The 17,226-nt window shown below is 56.2% G+C and carries 15 protein-coding genes and 2 tRNA genes; 10 read left to right on the forward strand and 7 right to left on the reverse strand.

The genetic code is table 11. The features are described from left to right. The first annotated feature begins 12 nt into the window (after positions 1-12). From CUJ86_RS01585 to CUJ86_RS01595, 3 genes are all read left to right on the forward strand, one after another. Positions 13-282, forward strand: coding sequence for a hypothetical protein (locus tag CUJ86_RS01585; RefSeq protein WP_130645809.1), 270 nt, complete (start codon positions 13-15; stop codon positions 280-282). Continuing rightward, a complete protein-coding gene (locus tag CUJ86_RS01590) occupies positions 260-559 on the forward strand; it encodes a hypothetical protein (RefSeq protein WP_130645810.1) in 300 nt (99 codons plus the stop codon). The genes CUJ86_RS01585 and CUJ86_RS01590 overlap by 23 nt, the downstream gene beginning before the upstream one ends. Positions 560-601: 42 nt before the next feature. After that, positions 602-674, forward strand: a tRNA-Asn gene (locus CUJ86_RS01595). 252 nt (positions 675-926) lie between these two features. On the opposite strand, the gene CUJ86_RS01600 is transcribed toward CUJ86_RS01595, so the two are convergent. Continuing rightward, positions 927-1,835 carry a hypothetical protein gene (locus tag CUJ86_RS01600; RefSeq protein ID WP_130645811.1) on the reverse strand — a complete coding sequence of 303 codons (909 nt, stop codon included), beginning with the start codon at positions 1,833-1,835 and terminating at the stop codon, positions 927-929. Positions 1,836-2,204: 369 nt separating this feature from the next. Between CUJ86_RS01600 and CUJ86_RS01605 the strand changes: the two genes are divergently transcribed. Together CUJ86_RS01605 and CUJ86_RS01610 are read left to right on the forward strand one after the other, a co-directional pair. After that, positions 2,205-3,341, forward strand: a complete 1,137-nt coding sequence (locus tag CUJ86_RS01605) for a hypothetical protein (RefSeq protein WP_130645812.1) — start codon at positions 2,205-2,207, stop codon at positions 3,339-3,341. A 570-nt stretch (positions 3,342-3,911) separates the two neighbouring features. Further along, entirely contained in the window at positions 3,912-4,766 is an 855-nt protein-coding gene (locus CUJ86_RS01610) for a class I SAM-dependent methyltransferase (RefSeq protein WP_130645813.1), read from the forward strand. Positions 4,767-4,775: 9 nt separating this feature from the next. Here the strand turns inward: CUJ86_RS01610 and CUJ86_RS01615 are convergent, their stop codons facing one another. Genes CUJ86_RS01615 through CUJ86_RS01635 form a run of 5 tightly spaced genes read right to left on the reverse strand, consistent with a single transcriptional unit; the run spans position 4,776 to position 9,303 of the window. Continuing rightward, on the reverse strand, positions 4,776-5,525 hold the full coding sequence (locus CUJ86_RS01615) for an ABC transporter permease (RefSeq protein ID WP_130645814.1): 750 nt from the start codon (positions 5,523-5,525) through the stop codon (positions 4,776-4,778). Between the two features lies 1 nt (position 5,526). Continuing rightward, entirely contained in the window at positions 5,527-6,510 is a 984-nt protein-coding gene (locus tag CUJ86_RS01620) for an ATP-binding cassette domain-containing protein (RefSeq protein ID WP_130645815.1), read from the reverse strand. After that, on the reverse strand, positions 6,491-7,069 hold the full coding sequence (locus CUJ86_RS01625) for a PadR family transcriptional regulator (protein WP_130645816.1): 579 nt from the start codon (positions 7,067-7,069) through the stop codon (positions 6,491-6,493). The genes CUJ86_RS01620 and CUJ86_RS01625 overlap by 20 nt, the downstream gene beginning before the upstream one ends. Then, positions 7,056-7,625, reverse strand: coding sequence for a class I SAM-dependent methyltransferase (locus CUJ86_RS01630; protein WP_165394726.1), 570 nt, complete (start codon positions 7,623-7,625; stop codon positions 7,056-7,058). The genes CUJ86_RS01625 and CUJ86_RS01630 overlap by 14 nt, the downstream gene beginning before the upstream one ends. 25 nt (positions 7,626-7,650) lie before the next feature. Then, positions 7,651-9,303: an NAD+ synthase gene (locus CUJ86_RS01635; RefSeq protein ID WP_130645818.1), complete on the reverse strand. Its 1,653-nt coding sequence runs from the start codon at positions 9,301-9,303 to the stop codon at positions 7,651-7,653. 173 nt (positions 9,304-9,476) lie between these two features. On the opposite strand from CUJ86_RS01635, the gene dacB reads away from it, so the two are divergent. Together dacB and CUJ86_RS01645 are read left to right on the forward strand one after the other, a co-directional pair. Next, the gene (gene dacB, locus CUJ86_RS01640; RefSeq protein ID WP_130645819.1) at positions 9,477-11,072 is read left to right on the forward strand and encodes a D-alanyl-D-alanine carboxypeptidase/D-alanyl-D-alanine endopeptidase; all 1,596 of its coding nucleotides are present in this window, start codon (positions 9,477-9,479) and stop codon (positions 11,070-11,072) included. 160 nt (positions 11,073-11,232) lie between these two features. Continuing rightward, positions 11,233-11,307: transfer RNA gene (locus tag CUJ86_RS01645), tRNA-Ile, on the forward strand. Between the two features lie 270 nt (positions 11,308-11,577). Here CUJ86_RS01645 and CUJ86_RS01650 read toward each other — a convergent pair. Further along, a complete protein-coding gene (locus CUJ86_RS01650; protein ID WP_165394727.1) occupies positions 11,578-12,021 on the reverse strand; it encodes a YbjN domain-containing protein in 444 nt (147 codons plus the stop codon). 488 nt (positions 12,022-12,509) lie between these two features. Between CUJ86_RS01650 and CUJ86_RS01655 the strand changes: the two genes are divergently transcribed. The 3 genes from CUJ86_RS01655 (at position 12,510) to CUJ86_RS01665 (ending at position 17,062) form a co-directional block, all read left to right on the forward strand. Continuing rightward, positions 12,510-14,105, forward strand: a complete 1,596-nt coding sequence (locus CUJ86_RS01655; RefSeq protein ID WP_130645821.1) for a PKD domain-containing protein — start codon at positions 12,510-12,512, stop codon at positions 14,103-14,105. Between the two features lie 70 nt (positions 14,106-14,175). Then, entirely contained in the window at positions 14,176-14,487 is a 312-nt protein-coding gene (locus CUJ86_RS01660) for a hypothetical protein (RefSeq protein WP_130645822.1), read from the forward strand. Between the two features lie 205 nt (positions 14,488-14,692). Beyond that, entirely contained in the window at positions 14,693-17,062 is a 2,370-nt protein-coding gene (locus CUJ86_RS01665; protein WP_130645823.1) for a PKD domain-containing protein, read from the forward strand. The last annotated feature ends 164 nt before the right edge of the window (positions 17,063-17,226 follow it).

Raw genomic sequence — 17,226 nt, forward strand, 5'->3', positions numbered from 1 at the left:
AATCTTCGCAGGATGGAGGAAAGGGACAGGCAGATCTTTAAGGGGAAGTTCTGGAAATTGACGATCATCCTTAACGTCATCATTATTCTCGTCGCCCTCGCAGTCGGTCTTTTCTTCAAGCTCCCGGACCCCTACGGCCCCCCGGTTGCCGCAGCACTCATCATCGTCGATATTCCCCTCATCTGGTATTTCAGGAAGGACTATTACAGGACCAAGGCATGGCTCGATGTCCATGCGACCCCCCAGGAGAAGGACGGCGATGCTGGAGAAACTGAAGACTGAGATCGACCTTGTCGCCCGCCACCTCGAGGTGCTCAGGGTGGTGGCGGCCCACCAGCCCATCGGGATCATGAAACTCGCCGACCTCCTCGGCCTCCCCTATCACCGCGTCCGCTACTCGCTCCGCGTGCTCGAGGGGATGGGGTATATCCGGGCCTCGCCGGCAGGGGCGGTGGCGACCGAGCGCGCCCGTGCCTTCCTGGAAGGGCTTGACACCGACCTGGATGCGATGATCGCCCTCCTCGAGGGGATGCGGGTCGCCCCCTCCCATAACGTTTAATAGGAGCGGCAAGATAGACATTAAGGCACAAACGTGCGAAATGCCGCCATAACTCAGTTGGTAGAGTGGCTGGCTGTTAACCAGCATGTCACAGGTTCGAGTCCTGTTGGCGGCGCTTCCTTTTTGTTCGAGTTTGTCGCTGTATCCAGAGTTCAGCAGTTCTACAGCGTTCCTGACGGAGTTCACCATTCAGGTATTACTACAACGGGGAGGAGACGGTTCCCGGGGGCATCCCGAGCTGAGAGGGCGCCCCGCTTAATAGTTTCCGCATGAAGGAGAGGGGGAGTGAGCAGAACAACTCTTGGTTAACAGCCTAAATTACCTCAATTGCGTATATCACTAATCATTTCAAAAATTGATGGTTGAATCAGTAATGTGATTCATTTAGGTAGGTTAGTCTTTCAGTAAGTTTACACTCTAATTCCACTAACCCATCTCCATCATTTAGATATTGTAAATATCGATGGTGTTTTATATCGAATGGGATGTCTTCCTTATTTTGCGTGATAGGCACAACATGTTTCCCCAACGTGTGCGCGATTCCCGCTTCATAGAAGACGTTTGGATTTTTCCCACTGAAGTCAGCAACAATAATAGATGAACAATAAATCAACTCAAAAATATCTTGAATGACTGTACTATGTCTCCAAATATTATCGGCACGTGCGCAGTTGAGATTTGCTTGTTTACATGCTGATTGAATTGTCTTGTATACATTATCGAAAGATGTTTCAAAAGGCATCATCACCGATACAAGGTTAGGTTCAACTGGACGATCAGGTATCTTGAATACTTCGGGGCAAAATGTAATGGTTTTTTGAGTTTTCAGGGGAGAGACAGATGTAGAGATAAAAGAGTCACACACTTTCTGAAGATGCACTTTTCCGGTAGACTGATCTTCAGACACTTCAAGATTTTGCTTTTTTAATAACTGGTTTACTCGCTCAACGGCTGCATGGTGATCAGTAACTTGTGCAGAGTGATATTTGGATGGTTGATAATATACTGGATCTAACAATGCTTCTATGACTTGTACTAATTCGGTAGATGGTAAACCATGTCCTTCTGGATCAATATTCTCATCTTCGTTTAATTCAAGTAGTACCTTCTCAGTCCAATCATTACGTGACTCATTTTGATGCCGATAATCAAGACCTAAATCCATGAAAAAGTCTGTCAAAGCACCTCCTGTTCGGTAAGGGAATTCCGGAAATCGATTTTCATCACCACAGATCATTCCTGCGAGATTTCGAATTAGTGGGGGGGGTAATCTCATGATGTTATAATAATTGATTCGGTAGAAAAGTCCATCGTTTTCCACTAAAGAATGAATTCACGAGTTTACCATTAAAGGAAAGATGAATTTTGTATCTCGTTCCAGATGCCAGCAACTTTTGTGAAATTAGGGTCTTTATGATGGAGTTCTGGATGATATAGGCGTTTTCAGGAGAAGTGTAGCAGGTTAAAGAAATCGATAGGTACAGTGTTATTGAAGCTTCTTAGACTGGATTGATTCGCTCAGGCAATCTTAATCTGAGATATTCACTCATAGCATTGACATATTTCTCCGCACTCGGGCCTATTTCTATTGAAAAATGCGGTGAGTTTTTATAGATCTGTAATAAAGTTACGAGGGATCAAACCTATGGACATTATCTTAAGGGTGCTACGTTGGTTTGAACTTCTAAGCTTCTTGGGAGCAAATTTTTTGGCATGTATATTTATTACACACTTTTTTCCAGACGTACATGTCATATACTGCGTAATATACTGTGTAATTGCAGGAGGGATATCAGTATGTGTTTTAAAAATCCAGTGGTTGTTCCTGTTAGCAGATAAATACAGTGGGATTGAGGAGAACGGCAGTCCTTGGAATTGGGGCAGCATTAACGTATTGGAAACAATACGCAGGGTTTTTGGGCTTTTTTCTGTAAAATCGTTTGCAATTGTTATCAAGCAATTGGTAATAAACACGCTTTATGAAACATTTCCTGTCTTCTTAATCTGGTTGGGAGTGTTTGGAATATCGGTTATAATTTCGATATTCAGCGGATCGGTATATTTTTGGCCAAATCAATATTTTTTTGAGGTTGTCGCATCTTTTGGTATTGTTTTAGGTGTTTTTCAGTATTATTTAAAGAGACACGAAGAGAAGATTGCAACCAAGATAACACTCTTTTCTCAAAAGATATCTGCGATAATGCGTGAAGAACTGAGTTTTGAAAAGTTTTATTCAAGCCTTGCAGAGATAAATGGTGGAAAAGAAATAAAGACGTGGATTGATCGGCAGATAGATCCAAAAATGCATTTTGCCGAAATTCTCAAATTAATGGCTGAAAATCCGGATCTTGGGAAAAGAATTTTTGGAAGGCGTTCAAGAAGTACCGTGAGTTTTAATTTCCCGGTTTCATATGCCAATTCTGATAACAAACTCGATGAATTGGAAATGTATGCAGTGGGAGACTCGATGCAGAGAAAATTACAAAAGATTTATGATTCATTTTTTGAGGATGAGCAAATAGTCGACACTATAATTGGAAAAATTCGGGATGAAATTGATATTCAAGAGTTCGGATACCTTTGCCTAGGCAACATCAACATCCTTCAGGAAGTATTTCCCCAACTCATAAATCGAAAATTGAAAAATGCGGTTGAATCCTTTTGTTTTCCAAGGGAATATACCAATGGAAGTGAGGTTTTCCTTTCCTTCAGGAAACGTAGAGAGATTCTCGAAGGAAAAGTAACACAAAAACTAATGGATGAAATAATGGGTTGTTTGTAAGGACGTTCACATTATGTAGAAGGTGCAGAATCCATACCGTCCTCAAAGTGGAAAGTGCTTAGTAAATCCGTGTCTGTATAAATCTCTAAGACGGGCTGTATCAATGTTCTTTCTGGAAATCTCTAAAAAAATAGCCATCCAGATTTTTATCGTGATGTCCAGTTTTTCTCATCCGCGGTGTTAACGCGTGCGTCTAGAGCACTTTTACCAATGGAAGAAAATTAGGGGCCGCTCCAGTCTCCCTGTATGTGAATGCTCTCACCTGAGAATACCTCAGGAAAATAAGGCTTCACGTAACTTGTTGCCGCCTGTTACGGTTACGCACATTGAATCTTGGTATAATAACAATAGAAAAAGAAAGACGCTGCCAACAGGACTTGAACCTGTGACATGTTGCATCTCCTCACCTGATAAACTCATAAATCCCGCTCCCATCATATGGGGGGGTCCGGTATCGGCACCGACAGGTGATGTTCACGTCCACTACTTCTGCAGGCCCCGATCCCCGCCGCAAATTACCCCCCCACCGACCGGCAACTCGTAATACTAAAACTACAAAAACTCATACCAATGGATCAGGGCACGATCGACTGGAACGGAGTCTGGAAGGCGCAATGGCACGAGCACCAGCGGAGCAGCAAAGGGACGACCGACGGAGGGATGTGGGACACCGTCGAGGCGGCGCGGTCGTTCTACCGGATGGCCCTGGAAAACAACGGCGAGCGGGTCAGAAAGACCGTTAACAACCTCCCGCTGACGCCGGAGTCACGGGTGCTCGACGTTGGGGCCGGACCGGGTGCGATCGCCATCCCGATCGCACGGCAGGTGCGCCACCTCACGGCCGTCGAACCCTCGGCGGCGATGTGCAGCGTATTCGAGGAGAACCTGGCGGCGGAGGAGGGGATCGGCAGCGTCCGCATCGTCCAGAAACGCTGGGAGGACGTCTCGGTCGAGGGCGACCTCGAACCCCCCTACGACATCGTCTTCGCCTCCTACTCCCTGGACCTCCCTGATATCGGGGATGCGATCCGGAAGATGGACGCGGTGTCCTCCGGCTACGTCTTCGTCTACTGGTTCGCGGGCACCACCTCATGGGACGCCATGTCGATGGCGCTCTGGCCCCGCCTCCACGGTTCGGTATTCGTGCCATCCCCGAAGTGCGACCTCATCTACAACCTCCTCTACTCGATGGGGATCTACCCGAACATCGAGGTCTTCCCGTTCAGGCACATCAACCGCTTCCCCGACCTTGACGGGGCGGTGCAGCACTTCTCCCCGAGATATTTCGCCGAAACAGCAGAACAGAAGGAGATCCTGCGGGAGTATCTCGCCCGCTACGCCCGCCCGGACGGCGACACCGTCATCGTCCCGGGCACCTCGACGCGGGTGCGGATCTGGTGGAAAAAAGGGGACAACGGGGCCTGAAAATCCCAGTCAGACCGTCGTTTTTCTGAAGAGCCAGGCCCCGATGACGGTCATCACAACGGCAAACCCGCCCAGCGCCGCGAAGCTGACGAGCGGGTTTATCTGTGCCGTGCCGGTGAGGCCGTATCTGATCCCCTCCACGCCATAGGTGAGTGGGTCGAGGAGGGTCAGGGACCTGAGCCAGACCGGCAGGCTCTCGATCGGGAAGAGGGCGCCGGAAAGCCCGAAGATTGGGAAGACCACGAAGTTCATCACGAGCTGGAAGCCGTGCATGTCCTCCATCTTCGAGGCGATGGCGATCCCCAGGGCGTTGAAGGCGATCCCGATCAGGGCCATTAAGAGCAGTGCAATGACGAAGCCGAGCACGCTTTCAACCTGGAGCCCGATGAACAGGGAGAGCACCATGATGATCAGCCCCTGGATGAGGGCGGTCGTGGCCCCACCGAGGGTCTGGCCGATCATGATCTCGATCCGGGAGACCGGGGCCACCAGCGTCTCCTTCAGGAAACCGAACTGCTTGTCCCAGATGATCTGGATCCCGGAGAAGATCGAAGTGAAGAGCACGCTCATCGAGACGATGCCGGGGATGAGGAACTGGACGTAGCCCTCCTGCATGCCGGGCAGAGAGACCACCGAGTTGAGCCCGAAGCCCATGATGAGCAGGAAGAAGAGCGGCATCCCCAGGCTCCCGACGATCCGGCTCTTCGAGCGGAGGTATCGCTTCACGTTCCGCAGCCAGATGGCATAGACGATATCCATCTCAGTGCCTCCTGGACCGCATGTGGATGCGCATCCGTTCGCCCGCGTCCGCCTCGCTCTCCCTGATGCTCCGACCGGTGTAGTGGAGGAAGACGTCCTCCAGGGTCGGTTTTCTCACCGAGAGCGACTCGATCCCGATCCCCTCCCGGTCCAGCAGGGTGACGATCTCCGAGATGTGCCGCTCGGCATTGCGGAGGTGGATGAGCACCTCGCCGTCGTGCCCCTCGATCCGCTCCACCCAGGGGGCGGCGAGCACCCCGGCGGTCCGGACGGGATCGGCGGTCCGCAGGAGGACCAGGTCACCGCCGACGGCGTCCTTCAACCGGGCCGAGGTGTCGAGGGCGACGATCCGCCCCTGGTCGATGATGGCGATGCGGTCGCAGAGGCGGTCGGCCTCGTCCATGTAATGGGTGGTCAGGATGATCGTGATCCCCATCTCCGCGTTCAGGTTCTCGATATACTCCCAGAGGTGGTTCCTGGTCTGGGGGTCGAGGCCCAGGGTGGGTTCGTCCAGGAAGAGCACCCGCGGCCGGTGCAGCAGCCCTCGTGCGATCTCCAGGCGCCGGCGCATCCCCCCGGAAAAGGTCTTGACGAGGTCGTCTTTTCGCCCCTCAAGCCCGACCAGCCCGAGGAGTTCGGCGATCCGCTCCTCCCTGAGGGGGGAGGGGATGCGGTAGAGGCGGCCGTGGAAGTCCATGTTCTCATAGGCCGTCAGCTCCTCGTCCAGGCTCTGGTCCTGGAAGACGATCCCGATGGAGCGCCGCACGGCGTCCTGCTCGGTGACGACATTGTGCCCGTCCACCGTCGCCGTCCCTCCGCTCGGCAGGAGCATCGTCGAGAGCATGGAGATGGTCGTGGTCTTGCCGGCGCCGTTCGGGCCGAGCAGCCCGAAGATCTCACCCTCCTCGATCTCGAAAGAGATGCCGTCGACGGCGGTGAACGCCCCGAAGGTCTTTGTCAGGTCTTTAACATGAATGGCGCTCATCTGCATCAATCCTCCGCAGTTCTTCGCAGGTCCGTTCCAGAATTTGTGCCGCCTCCTCCTGCCGTTCGCTCGGGAGGGCGTCGGTCAGGCACCTCACCTCGAAGAGCAGGGTGTCCAGGGGGCGGGCGCTGTCACCGAAGATCTCCACGAAGAGGTCCTTGAAGAGCACCAGTCGCTTGTGGGACTCCTGCCGGTGCCGCCTGACCGCACGCAGCATCTCCTCCCCGGCCGGCGTGGTGCCGTAGATGCTCTTGCCCCGCCTGCCGGTCTCCAGCACGCCGATGAGTCCGTCCTCCTCGAGGTGCCTGAGCACCGGATAGAGCGTGCCCTTGCTCGGCACCCATCTCCCGCCCGTCCGCTCCTCGATCTCCTTCAGGATATCGTAGCCGGATTTCGGCTCCTTCTGAAGGGAGTGGAGCACGAACAGGGCGATGATGCCCTGTTCCCTGCCGTTTGTACCGGCGAATTTCCAGAAACCCCTCAACAGATCACATCCGAACGGTTCGAAATCGAACCGTCCATTACAATACTGTCCGATCCGGATATCAACCTTCTGCATGCGGCAGCCTCAGCAGGGCGGTGCGGCCGAACAGAATGCGAGGAGCCCCTTCGAGCAGAAAACCGGCCCCCTGTGCGGTGCGAACCGTCTCCGCAAATTCCCCCTCCCCAACATGAAAGACGGGTTCGACAACGAGCATCATCCCGCCGGGCCGGAGTGCGGCGGCGACCTCCCGGAAAAAGCGGCGAACGTCCGGCACCTCATGGACGACATAGAAGGCGAGGGCGAAGTCCACGGGGGGGAGGGCGGCGAGGTCCAGGCTGTCCGAACTGGTGCGGTGGAGGCGGATGCGGCCGAGCACACCCTCCCCTCCGGCCCGCACCCTCAGACGCTCGAGCATCCCCTGCTGCAGGTCGGCGGCGATCACGCACCCCTCGTCTCCCACCATCCGGGCCATCGGGCGGGTGAAAAAACCCGAACCGCAGCCGATATCGATCACGGTGTCGCCGGGACGGATATAGGGGCCAAGGATCCGTTCGGGCGGATGGAGGAGTCGCCGCAGCGGGTGGTCCAGCAGACCGGCATGCGATGCCGGACAGACGTGATGCCCTCCCATCTCCATGACACCTCCCGCCCGGCGCTCACCCGCACAGCCTGGCGGCGATCGGCATTCTTCTCCCTGAACCAAAGGCCTTCGGCGTCACCCTGAGGCCTGGCGCCGCCTGACGCCGTTTGTACTCGTTCCGGTCGACGGTGCGCACCACCCATTTGACGATCGCCGGGTCGAAGCCCAGTCCGACGATCCCCTCGATCGAATCGTTTTCATCGACATATCGTTGCAGGATGGGATCGAGCACCTCGTAGGGCGGCAGCGTGTCGCGGTCCTGCTGATCCGGGCGGAGTTCGGCAGAAGGAGGTTTGGTCAGGGTTTCCTCGGGGATGAGGGGGGCCGATCGGTTGATATATGCCGCCAGCCGGTAGACCAGCGTCTTGGAGACATCGGAGATGACGGCGAGTCCGCCCGACATATCCCCGTAGAGGGTGCAATACCCCACCGCCAGCTCGCTCTTGTTGCCGGTGGAGAGGACCAGGTGCCCGTATTCGTTGGAGAGCGCCATCAGGATGTTGCCCCGGATCCGCGCCTGGAGGTTCTCCAGGGTGACGCCGATCCCGCCATCGGGCGGGAGGTGGCCGGAGAGGGCCTCCCCATACGAACGGTAGACCGGCGTGATCGGGACCTCGGTGAACCCGATGCCGAGGTTGTGCGCAAGGGCGCGGGCGTCCCTGAGGCTGCCGGAGGAGGAGTAGGGCCCGGGCATCGCCACCCCCATGACGTTGCCGGCGCCGATCGCCTCCACGGCCAGAGAGCAGACCACCGCCGAGTCCACCCCGCCCGAGAGACCGAGCACGACGGACGAAAACCCGCATTTCCGCACATAATCGCGCAGACCGAGCACCAGCGCCCCGTGAAGGCTCTCGATCTCGTCCTGGGCCTGGTAGATGGCATGGGACAGCGGGGGGCGATCGATATCAACCGTCCGCACCTCCTCCCTGAAAGGGGGCAGGACGGCAAGGGGGCGTCTGTCGCCGTCAAAACACATACTCCTCCCATCGAAGACCAGTTCGTCGTTTCCACCGACCTGGTTCACCGATACAAATGGGACATGATGTTTTCCGGCGTGGTTCTGAAAGATCTTTGCTCTGACAGCCTCCTTTCCGATATGGAAGGGGGATGCAGAGATGTTGATCAGCACCGTCGCTCCCTTCGCCGCCAGCAGGGCCTGGGGATCGACCGGGTAATAGCGGCGGGGCCAGAGGTCTGGATCGTTCCAGGCGTCCTCGCAGATCGATATGCCGAGCACGTGCCCCCCAAATCTCACCACGTCCACGGCCGGGGCGGGATCGAAGTAGCGGCCCTCGTCGAAGACATCGTAGGAGGGGAGGAGGGACTTCGCCTGGGAGAAGAGGAGGCGGCCGTTCTGGATCAGGAGCGCCGCATTGGAGAGCCCCCGGCCCGGGCCCGCGTCCGTCGTCTGCGGGGCGCCCAGGATGATCCCGGTCTGCGGGTGGCGTTCGGAGATCTCGATGATCCGCTCCAGGGAGCGATCGACCCGTCTGAGAAACCAGTCCCGCTCCAGCAGGTCGCGGGGGGGGTAGCCGGTGAGGAAGAGTTCGGAAAAGACCACCAGGTCCGGGGAGTGGACGGCGGAGGCGGCAAGCGTCTCCTCCAGGATGCGGACATTCCCCTCCGTGTCACCGACGGTCGGGTTGCATTGCGCAAGTGCGATCTTCATCTCTCGTCTCCTCCGGTACAGTGCATCAGGATCCGGTCCAGAGATACATCAATATTGTCCGGATGGGGCACTGAGAGGGGGCACCGGTCACCCGTACAACGGAATGAACATACCCCGTTTTCGTTTCGATCAATTTCACAACCCCTATATCCTCCAGACCCCCTGATCAGACCATGCCGATTCAAAACCCAGAAACACCGTTTCCGCTCCGTTCCGCCCTCCTCGCCGGGGCGGTTCTGGTGGTCCTTCTCTTCAGCGTCTGCGGAGCCGGATGCACCGGCACCCCCCCGCCTGACGACGCCACAACACCCGAAACTGCCAGCGCCGCCGCATTCAAGGAGCAGATCGACGCCGTCATCTCGCAGGAGCGCTACGCCTTCTCCACCTGGGGCATGATGGTGCGGGACACCGCCACCGGCGATGTGCTGCTGGCAATGAACGAGGACCAGCTCTTTACCCCCGGTTCGACGACAAAGGTCTTCACGGTCTCGACCGCCCTCCAGACGCTCGGACCCGACTACCGCTTCAGCACGCCGGTCTATCGTGCCGGCGACGACCTGGTGCTGGTGGCCTCGGGCGACCTTGCGATGGGCGGTCGGGCCGGACCGGACGGCACCCTGGAGTTCACCGATATGGATCACGGCGACGCCGGGGCCTTCGGAGGGTGCGTGCTCACCGCGGGCGACCCGCTGGGCGGGCTCGACGACCTCGCCGGGCAGGTCGCCGACGCCGGGATCACCACCGCCGACGACGTGATCATCGACGACCGCCTCTTTGAAGAGACAAAACTGGCGGCCGAAGGGCTGGTGACGCCGATCGTCGTCAACGACAACCTGATCGACGTGACGATCACCCCCGGACGGGAGGGGGAGGCGGCGACGATCGACTGGCGCCCCCGTTCGTCTGCATACACGGTCGAGTGCGATGTGACGACCACTGCCGCCGGTTCGGCGATGACGGTGACGGTGCCCGAATACACGGGACAACCGGTGATCCGGGTGAGCGGGACGGTTCCGGCAGATGCGGGGACGGTTAACCTCACCTCGAACGTGGCCGTGCCGGCGGCCTTCGCCCGAGGCCTCTTCATCGACGCCCTGGAGAGGGCCGGGGTGGCGGTGGCGGCGCCGGCGACCGGGGAGAACCCCTCCGCAGACCTGCCCGCCACATACGGGGCGGATGAACAGGTGGCCAAACTCGTCTCCCCGCCATTTTCCGAGTATGCGAAGGTGACGCTGAAGGTGAGCCAGAACCTGTATGCAAACTGCCTGCTCGGGATCATCGCCGCCCATGCGGGGTATGACACCGTCGATGCCGGACTCTTCGCCGAGGGAGCGTTCCTCGAATCCGCCGGGGTGAACCCGGACAGCCTGCTGCTCGCCGACGGCGAGGGGAGCATCAAAAACCGGATCAGCCCGCTGGCGGCGACCGATCTTGCCGTGTTCATGGCAGGATCAGAGAACTACGAACCTCTCTTCGACGCCATGCCAATTCTGGGTGTGGACGGCACCCTTGCCGGAGGGGCGGAGCCCGGCGATCCGGGATACGGGGTGATCCATGCCAAGACCGGCACATCGATCGCCGGCGATATGAAGGGGAGGCTGTTTGTGTATGCCCGCGGGCTGCTCGGGTATATGACCACGGCGAAGGGCACCCCGATCACCTTTGTGATCTATGTGAACAATGTGCCGGGCCTCGAATCGATGGAGGACCTCGGGGATCTGGTGACCGACGTGAACCGGGTCGCCGTGCTGATCTACGAGAACCTCTAAACTCTTTTTTTTAATTTTCACAGGGGCCATGCGGCTCATCATGCCGGCATCTCCGCCGGCACGTACCGATCTCGTGAGGGCTGGAGCGTGCGGTCGCCATCGCTGTGCGTGTCCACCAAACGTATTTATGAAGAGATGCAATGGGTATATGCATCCTGAAGGGCCCGTAGCTTAGTGGTGGAGCGCCCGGCTCATAACCGGGTGGCCGTGGGTTCGAATCCCTCCGGGCCCACCATGTCTATTCTTGTTTTGAGAAACTGCGAACATATTGAGATCCATACTGAATTTTAACCGACATATGCATTTTAATTGGAGAGAGAACCCCACAAAGATTCTGAACAGTTTCATAGTAAAGGCTCTCTCGGATAGAGAACCCGGGCGAGGATCCGGACACCATGAACCGTATCAGAAGCCAGAATCGCCAATCGCATTTCAGAAAAAAGGGCAAGGGAAAAAACCCTGACAGAGGGTCTCACCAGGTCCAGCAACCGGGATCAGAGCAAATCTAATTTTCAATACTCTGTAACACTCTCTTAACGTCGATATCCCCATTTTCCGAGTAGATTATCCGCATAACACCCGGCAGATACCGGTCCATCGTATTCAGATTGTGAATAACCATCCATTTGATAACATTATGGGAAAGGGAGTCCACCGTACCCTCGACATCGATGGAGGTCTTGTATCGGATTTCTCCATCATCGAAGTCCATCTCAAAGTTACCAATCCTTAAACCGTAATTGGCGCGGGTTAGATATTCCGCAATTGCACCCCTCTTATCGGCAGGGACACGCGTACCCGGAATGCAATATATCATGAGACAGGATACTTTTTCATTCGCATGGGCAATCAACTGGTATCTCCCGACATCGGTGTTCACACCCATCTTCAAAGATGATTTACCTTCAATTTTATCGAATTTCCAGTCATCATCCCTGAAGAATTTCATCGTTCTCTCCAGGATGGGCCCATGTGTGTAAGACATAAGCGACCATATTTTCACAACAACATATAGAGTTTACGAATATTTCGATGAATAATATCAACTAAAACCAGAAATACCAGATCAATTGCCGAATATTGAAAACTTCCCACCTCTTTAAGGGGTGGTCAGGATCGTCCGCAGGAAGGGCAGAATCCCCAATGGCAGAGGGCACAACAGCCAACAAAACCCATTTCCGGAGACGGACTTACACCATATATCGGCCCAAAAATCCAAAATATCCCATATAATTGTTAAATTGCCCGGGCAGACCATTGTGCAAAAATTATTATAATTTTCCGACATCCCCACACTCAGAAGTCACCGGGATCGCCGTGCGACACCTCGCCAGCGATTGCCATCCTGTAGCATTCACGCCACTGCCCGGGCAAACGCTCCGCCGTCCCGTGATTTCAGTTTGAAACCATGAAAAACCACGAGAAGGTGATCAAAAAATGCATCGAACGACCATACCTGGAGTGGTTCTGATCCTCCTCATGCTCGCCACCGCACCCGCATGGGCGGCGCCGACAGACGAGATCGGCTACGCCGCCGGAGCAGGACCGCTGACTTATGCCGCCACGGCAGGAACGCCGGGGCTCAATGCCGATGATAATATAACCGTCATCTGGTCCGGCACCGTGGAGATCGACCCGGAGGGCACTTTCGCACTCGTCCCGATCAATACCGGAACACCGATTGAACTCGACCGCATCACCCCGATCGGGGCGCTCGATGCCGCATCGGAACCGGGTGACTTCACCTATGAGGTCTGGGAAGCGGACTGGGGCATCCTGGTTGAGAGTGTCAACAACATCACGGTCCAAGTGACCGATAACGACGAAACCTACATCTGGTGGTTCCATGACACCACGGACCCCTATGTCACCAACAACGCCACATTCAAATCCCTCGCCGATGGGGAACGGATTGAACTGATCTACGCACCCCTCCGGGACACCTATGAAGAGATCGTCGCCGGGACGGAGTACCTCATCGACATGACGGTCCGCTTCACCAATGAGACGAAGGCGGACTTCAGAGCAGAACCCACGAACGGCACAGCGCCACTCACCGTCCAGTTCACCGACCTATCCACCGTCGAGAACATCACCGCATGGGCATGGGACTTCGGTGTCGAGAATGCCACATCCGACGAGCAGAACCCGACCTACACCTATGAGATGCCCGGCGTCTACACCGTCAGCCTCACCATCACCGATGAGGCGAACGTCACCTACACCGAGGTGAAGGCCGACTACATCAACGTCACCGAACCGATCGGGCCAGGGGCGGACTTCAGCGCCGACGTCACCGCGGGAGAGGCGCCACTCACCGTGAACTTCACCGACCTATCCACCGTCGAGAACATTACCGCATGGTTCTGGGACTTCGGAAACGGATTCATGTCCACCATGAAAGACCCGCTCTTCACCTACCACACTCCGGGCGTCTATAACGTCTCCCTCACCGTCACCGACGACCAGGACATGAAATGGACGACCACACAGGAGGGCTTCATCAACGTAACAGCACCCTTCACGCCTGAAGCGGACTTCAGCGCCGATGTCACCAACGGCACCGCACCCCTCACCGTAAACTTCACCGACCTATCCACCGTCGAGAACATCACCGCATGGGCATGGGACTTCGGTGTCGAGAACGCCACATCCGAAGAGCAGAACCCAACCTACATCTATGAGATGCCCGGCACCTACACTGTCGGCCTGACGGTCACCGACGACACCGGCACGACCTACGTCGTGACAAAACCGGACTACATCACCGTCCTCGAGGAAGAGCAGAAAGCCAATTTCACAGCAAATGCCACAGCAGGCACAGCCCCCCTGGCCGTCCAGTTCACCGACCAATCCACTGTCGCAGAGATCACCTCCTGGTTCTGGGAGTTCGGTGACGGCTCCACCTCGGAAGAGCAGAACCCGGTCTACGTCTACACCGCAAACGGCACCTATGACGTCACACTCACCATCAATCGAGAGCAGAGCACCTACTACTGGCACGTCAAATACAACTACATCCACGTCGGCTGAAGGTCGACCGCTCCCCCTTCCATCAAGCCCCCTCTCCTGTGTTCGGCCCTACCAGGGCGGGGGTCGCCCCATGGCGGAAAAACTCTCCGCATTTGCCATTCAGAATGATGACACATCCGCGCCATTATCACCAGAAACAGACGGATCCGCGTTTGAATCCGGAGATTTCCGGGCCATCGAAATAGTCCATGAAATCGGCCTTTTGACCGAGTGGAGCGATCGGGCAAAACCCAAATACAACACATTCCCCGACTATACTCTGAAATATACCGCAATCGGTCCGGCGAATTCCGATTATGCAAATATTATTATATCTTATCGACAATGCTCTCCCAGAAATCACCGGGATTGCCACGTAACACGCAGAGGCGATCTGCGATGATCCGCCAAAAACCCGTTTCAGGGGCGGTTCGGATGCACCCGCCGACACAGCAGAGCAGAATTGAGCATGATACCGCATGGCGGCACACACCGCCGGGCGACACCCAACACAGGCGACCACCATACACTCCACTCCCGGGCAAACACTCCTGCCGTCCCGTGATTTCAGTTTGAAACCATGAAAACCACGAGAAGGTGATCAAAAAATGCATCGAACTATGATACCGGGAGTGGTCCTGATCCTCCTCATGATCGTCGCCGCACCCGCATGGGCGGCGCCGACAGACGAGATCGGCGCCACCGGGACAGAACTGCTGACCTACGCTGCTGCGGCAGGAACATCGCTGCCGAATGCCGCCGACAACGCCACTGTCATCTGGTCAGGCACCGTTGAGATCGATCCGGAAGGAACTTTCATCATCGTCCCGCTCAACACCGGAACGCCGATTTCACTCGACCGCAACACCCCGCTCGGGGCGCTCGACGCCGCATCACAACTGGATACCTTTGTCTACGAGGTCTGGGAGGCGGACTGGGGCATCTGGGTCGAACGCATCAACGACATCCCCGTTATGATAGACGAAAATGGCGATCTGTATCTCTGGTGGTTCCACGCCGCCGGATATATCACCAACGAAGCCACCTTCAAATCCCTCGGTAACGGCGAACGACTCCAGCTCATCTATGCACCCGACCGCGACAGTTATGAACAGATCCTGGCGGAGAAGAAATACATCATCGACATGGTCGTCCACTTCACCAATGAGACAGAAGCGGACTTCACCGCCGATGTCACAACAGGGGAGGCGCCGCTCACCGTCCAGTTCACCGACACCAGCACCGTCGAAAACATCGCCGCATGGATGTGGGACTTCGGCGTCGAGAATGCAACATCCGACGAGCAGAACCCCACCTACACCTATGAGATGCCCGGCACCTACACCGTTTCCCTCACCGTCACCGATGAGGCGAACGTCACCTACACCGAGATGAAGACCGACTACATCAACGTCACCGAGATGATACCGGGGGCAGACTTCAGCGCCGATGTCACCGAAGGGGAGGCACCTCTCGCCGTCCAGTTCACCGACACCAGCACCGTCGAGAACATCACAGAATGGATGTGGGACTTCGGTGTTGAGAATGCAACATCCGACGAGCAGAACCCCACCTACATCTATGAGATGCCCGGCGTCTACACCGTTTCCCTCACCGTCACCGATGAGGCGAACGTCACCTACACCGAGATGAAGACCGACTACATCAACGTCACCGAGATGATACCGGGGGCAGACTTCAGCGCCGATGTCACCGAAGGGGAGGCACCTCTCGCCGTCCAGTTCACCGACACCAGCACCGTCGAGAACATCACAGAATGGATGTGGGACTTCGGCGTCGAGAATGCAACATCCGAAGAGCAGAACCCGGCCTACACCTATGAGATGCCCGGCACCTACACCGTTTCCCTCACCGTCACCGATGAGGCGAACGTCACCTACACCGAAATGAAGACCGACTACATCAACGTCACCGAACCGATCGGACCCGAAGCGGACTTCACCGCCGACGTCACCGCAGGGGAGGCGCCCCTCACCGTCCAGTTCACCGACACCAGCACCGTCGAGAACATCACCGCATGGTGGTGGGACTTCGGGAACGGATACATGTCCACCATGAAAGACCCGCTCTTCACCTACCACACACCGGGCGTCTATAACGTCTCCCTCTCCATCAGAGACGACCAGGACATGAAATGGACGACTGTAAAGGAGGGCTTCATCAACGTCACGGGACCGTTCGAGCCTGAAGCAGACTTCGCCGCCGATGTCACCGCAGGGGAGGCGCCGCTCACCGTGAACTTCACCGATCAATCGACCGTCGAGAACATCACAGAATGGATGTGGGACTTCGGCGTCGAGAATGCCACATCCGAAGAGCAGAACCCCACCTACACCTATGAGATGCCCGGGATCTACACCGTCTCCCTCACCGTCACCAATGAGGCGAACCTCACCTACACCGAGGTGAAGATTGACTACATCAACGTAACAGCGCCCTTCACGCCTGAAGCAGACTTCAGCGCCGATGTCACCGAAGGGGAGGCGCCCCTCACCGTTCAGTTCAGCGACCTCTCCACCGTCGAGAATATCACAGAATGGATGTGGGACTTCGGCGTTGAGAATGCCACATCCGACGAGCAGAACCCAACCTATACCTATGAGATGCCCGGCGTCTACACCGTTTCCCTCACCGTCACCGATGAGGCGAACCTCACCTACACCGAGGTGAAGGAAGACTACATCAACGTCACCGAAATCATGCCGATGGGGGCGGACTTCAGCGCCGATGTCACCAATGGCACAGCACCCCTCACCGTGAACTTCACCGACCTATCCACCGTCGAGAACATCACAGAATGGATGTGGGACTTCGGCGTCGAGAATGCCACATCCGAAGAGCAGAACCCCACCTACACCTATGAGATGCCCGGTGTCTACACCGTCTCCCTCACCGTCAGGGACATGGCAAATGTCACCTACACCGAGATGAAGGACGATTACATCACCGTGACCTGAACAGACCCGGCAACCCCCCCCTTTATCCAACGTTCACTCTCCTTTCAGAGGCGCATTTCTTCTCCCTCACCGGCAAGGAAGGCGAGATCCGGAGGTGCAAACCTACTTATTCCAGGAAGGGCCTGCCACTATCATGCAGATCTGGGGAAAAGAGTGTATCAGGA

Source organism: Methanofollis fontis (assembly GCF_004297185.1).
GTDB classification, from domain to species: Archaea; Halobacteriota; Methanomicrobia; order Methanomicrobiales; family Methanofollaceae; genus Methanofollis; species Methanofollis fontis.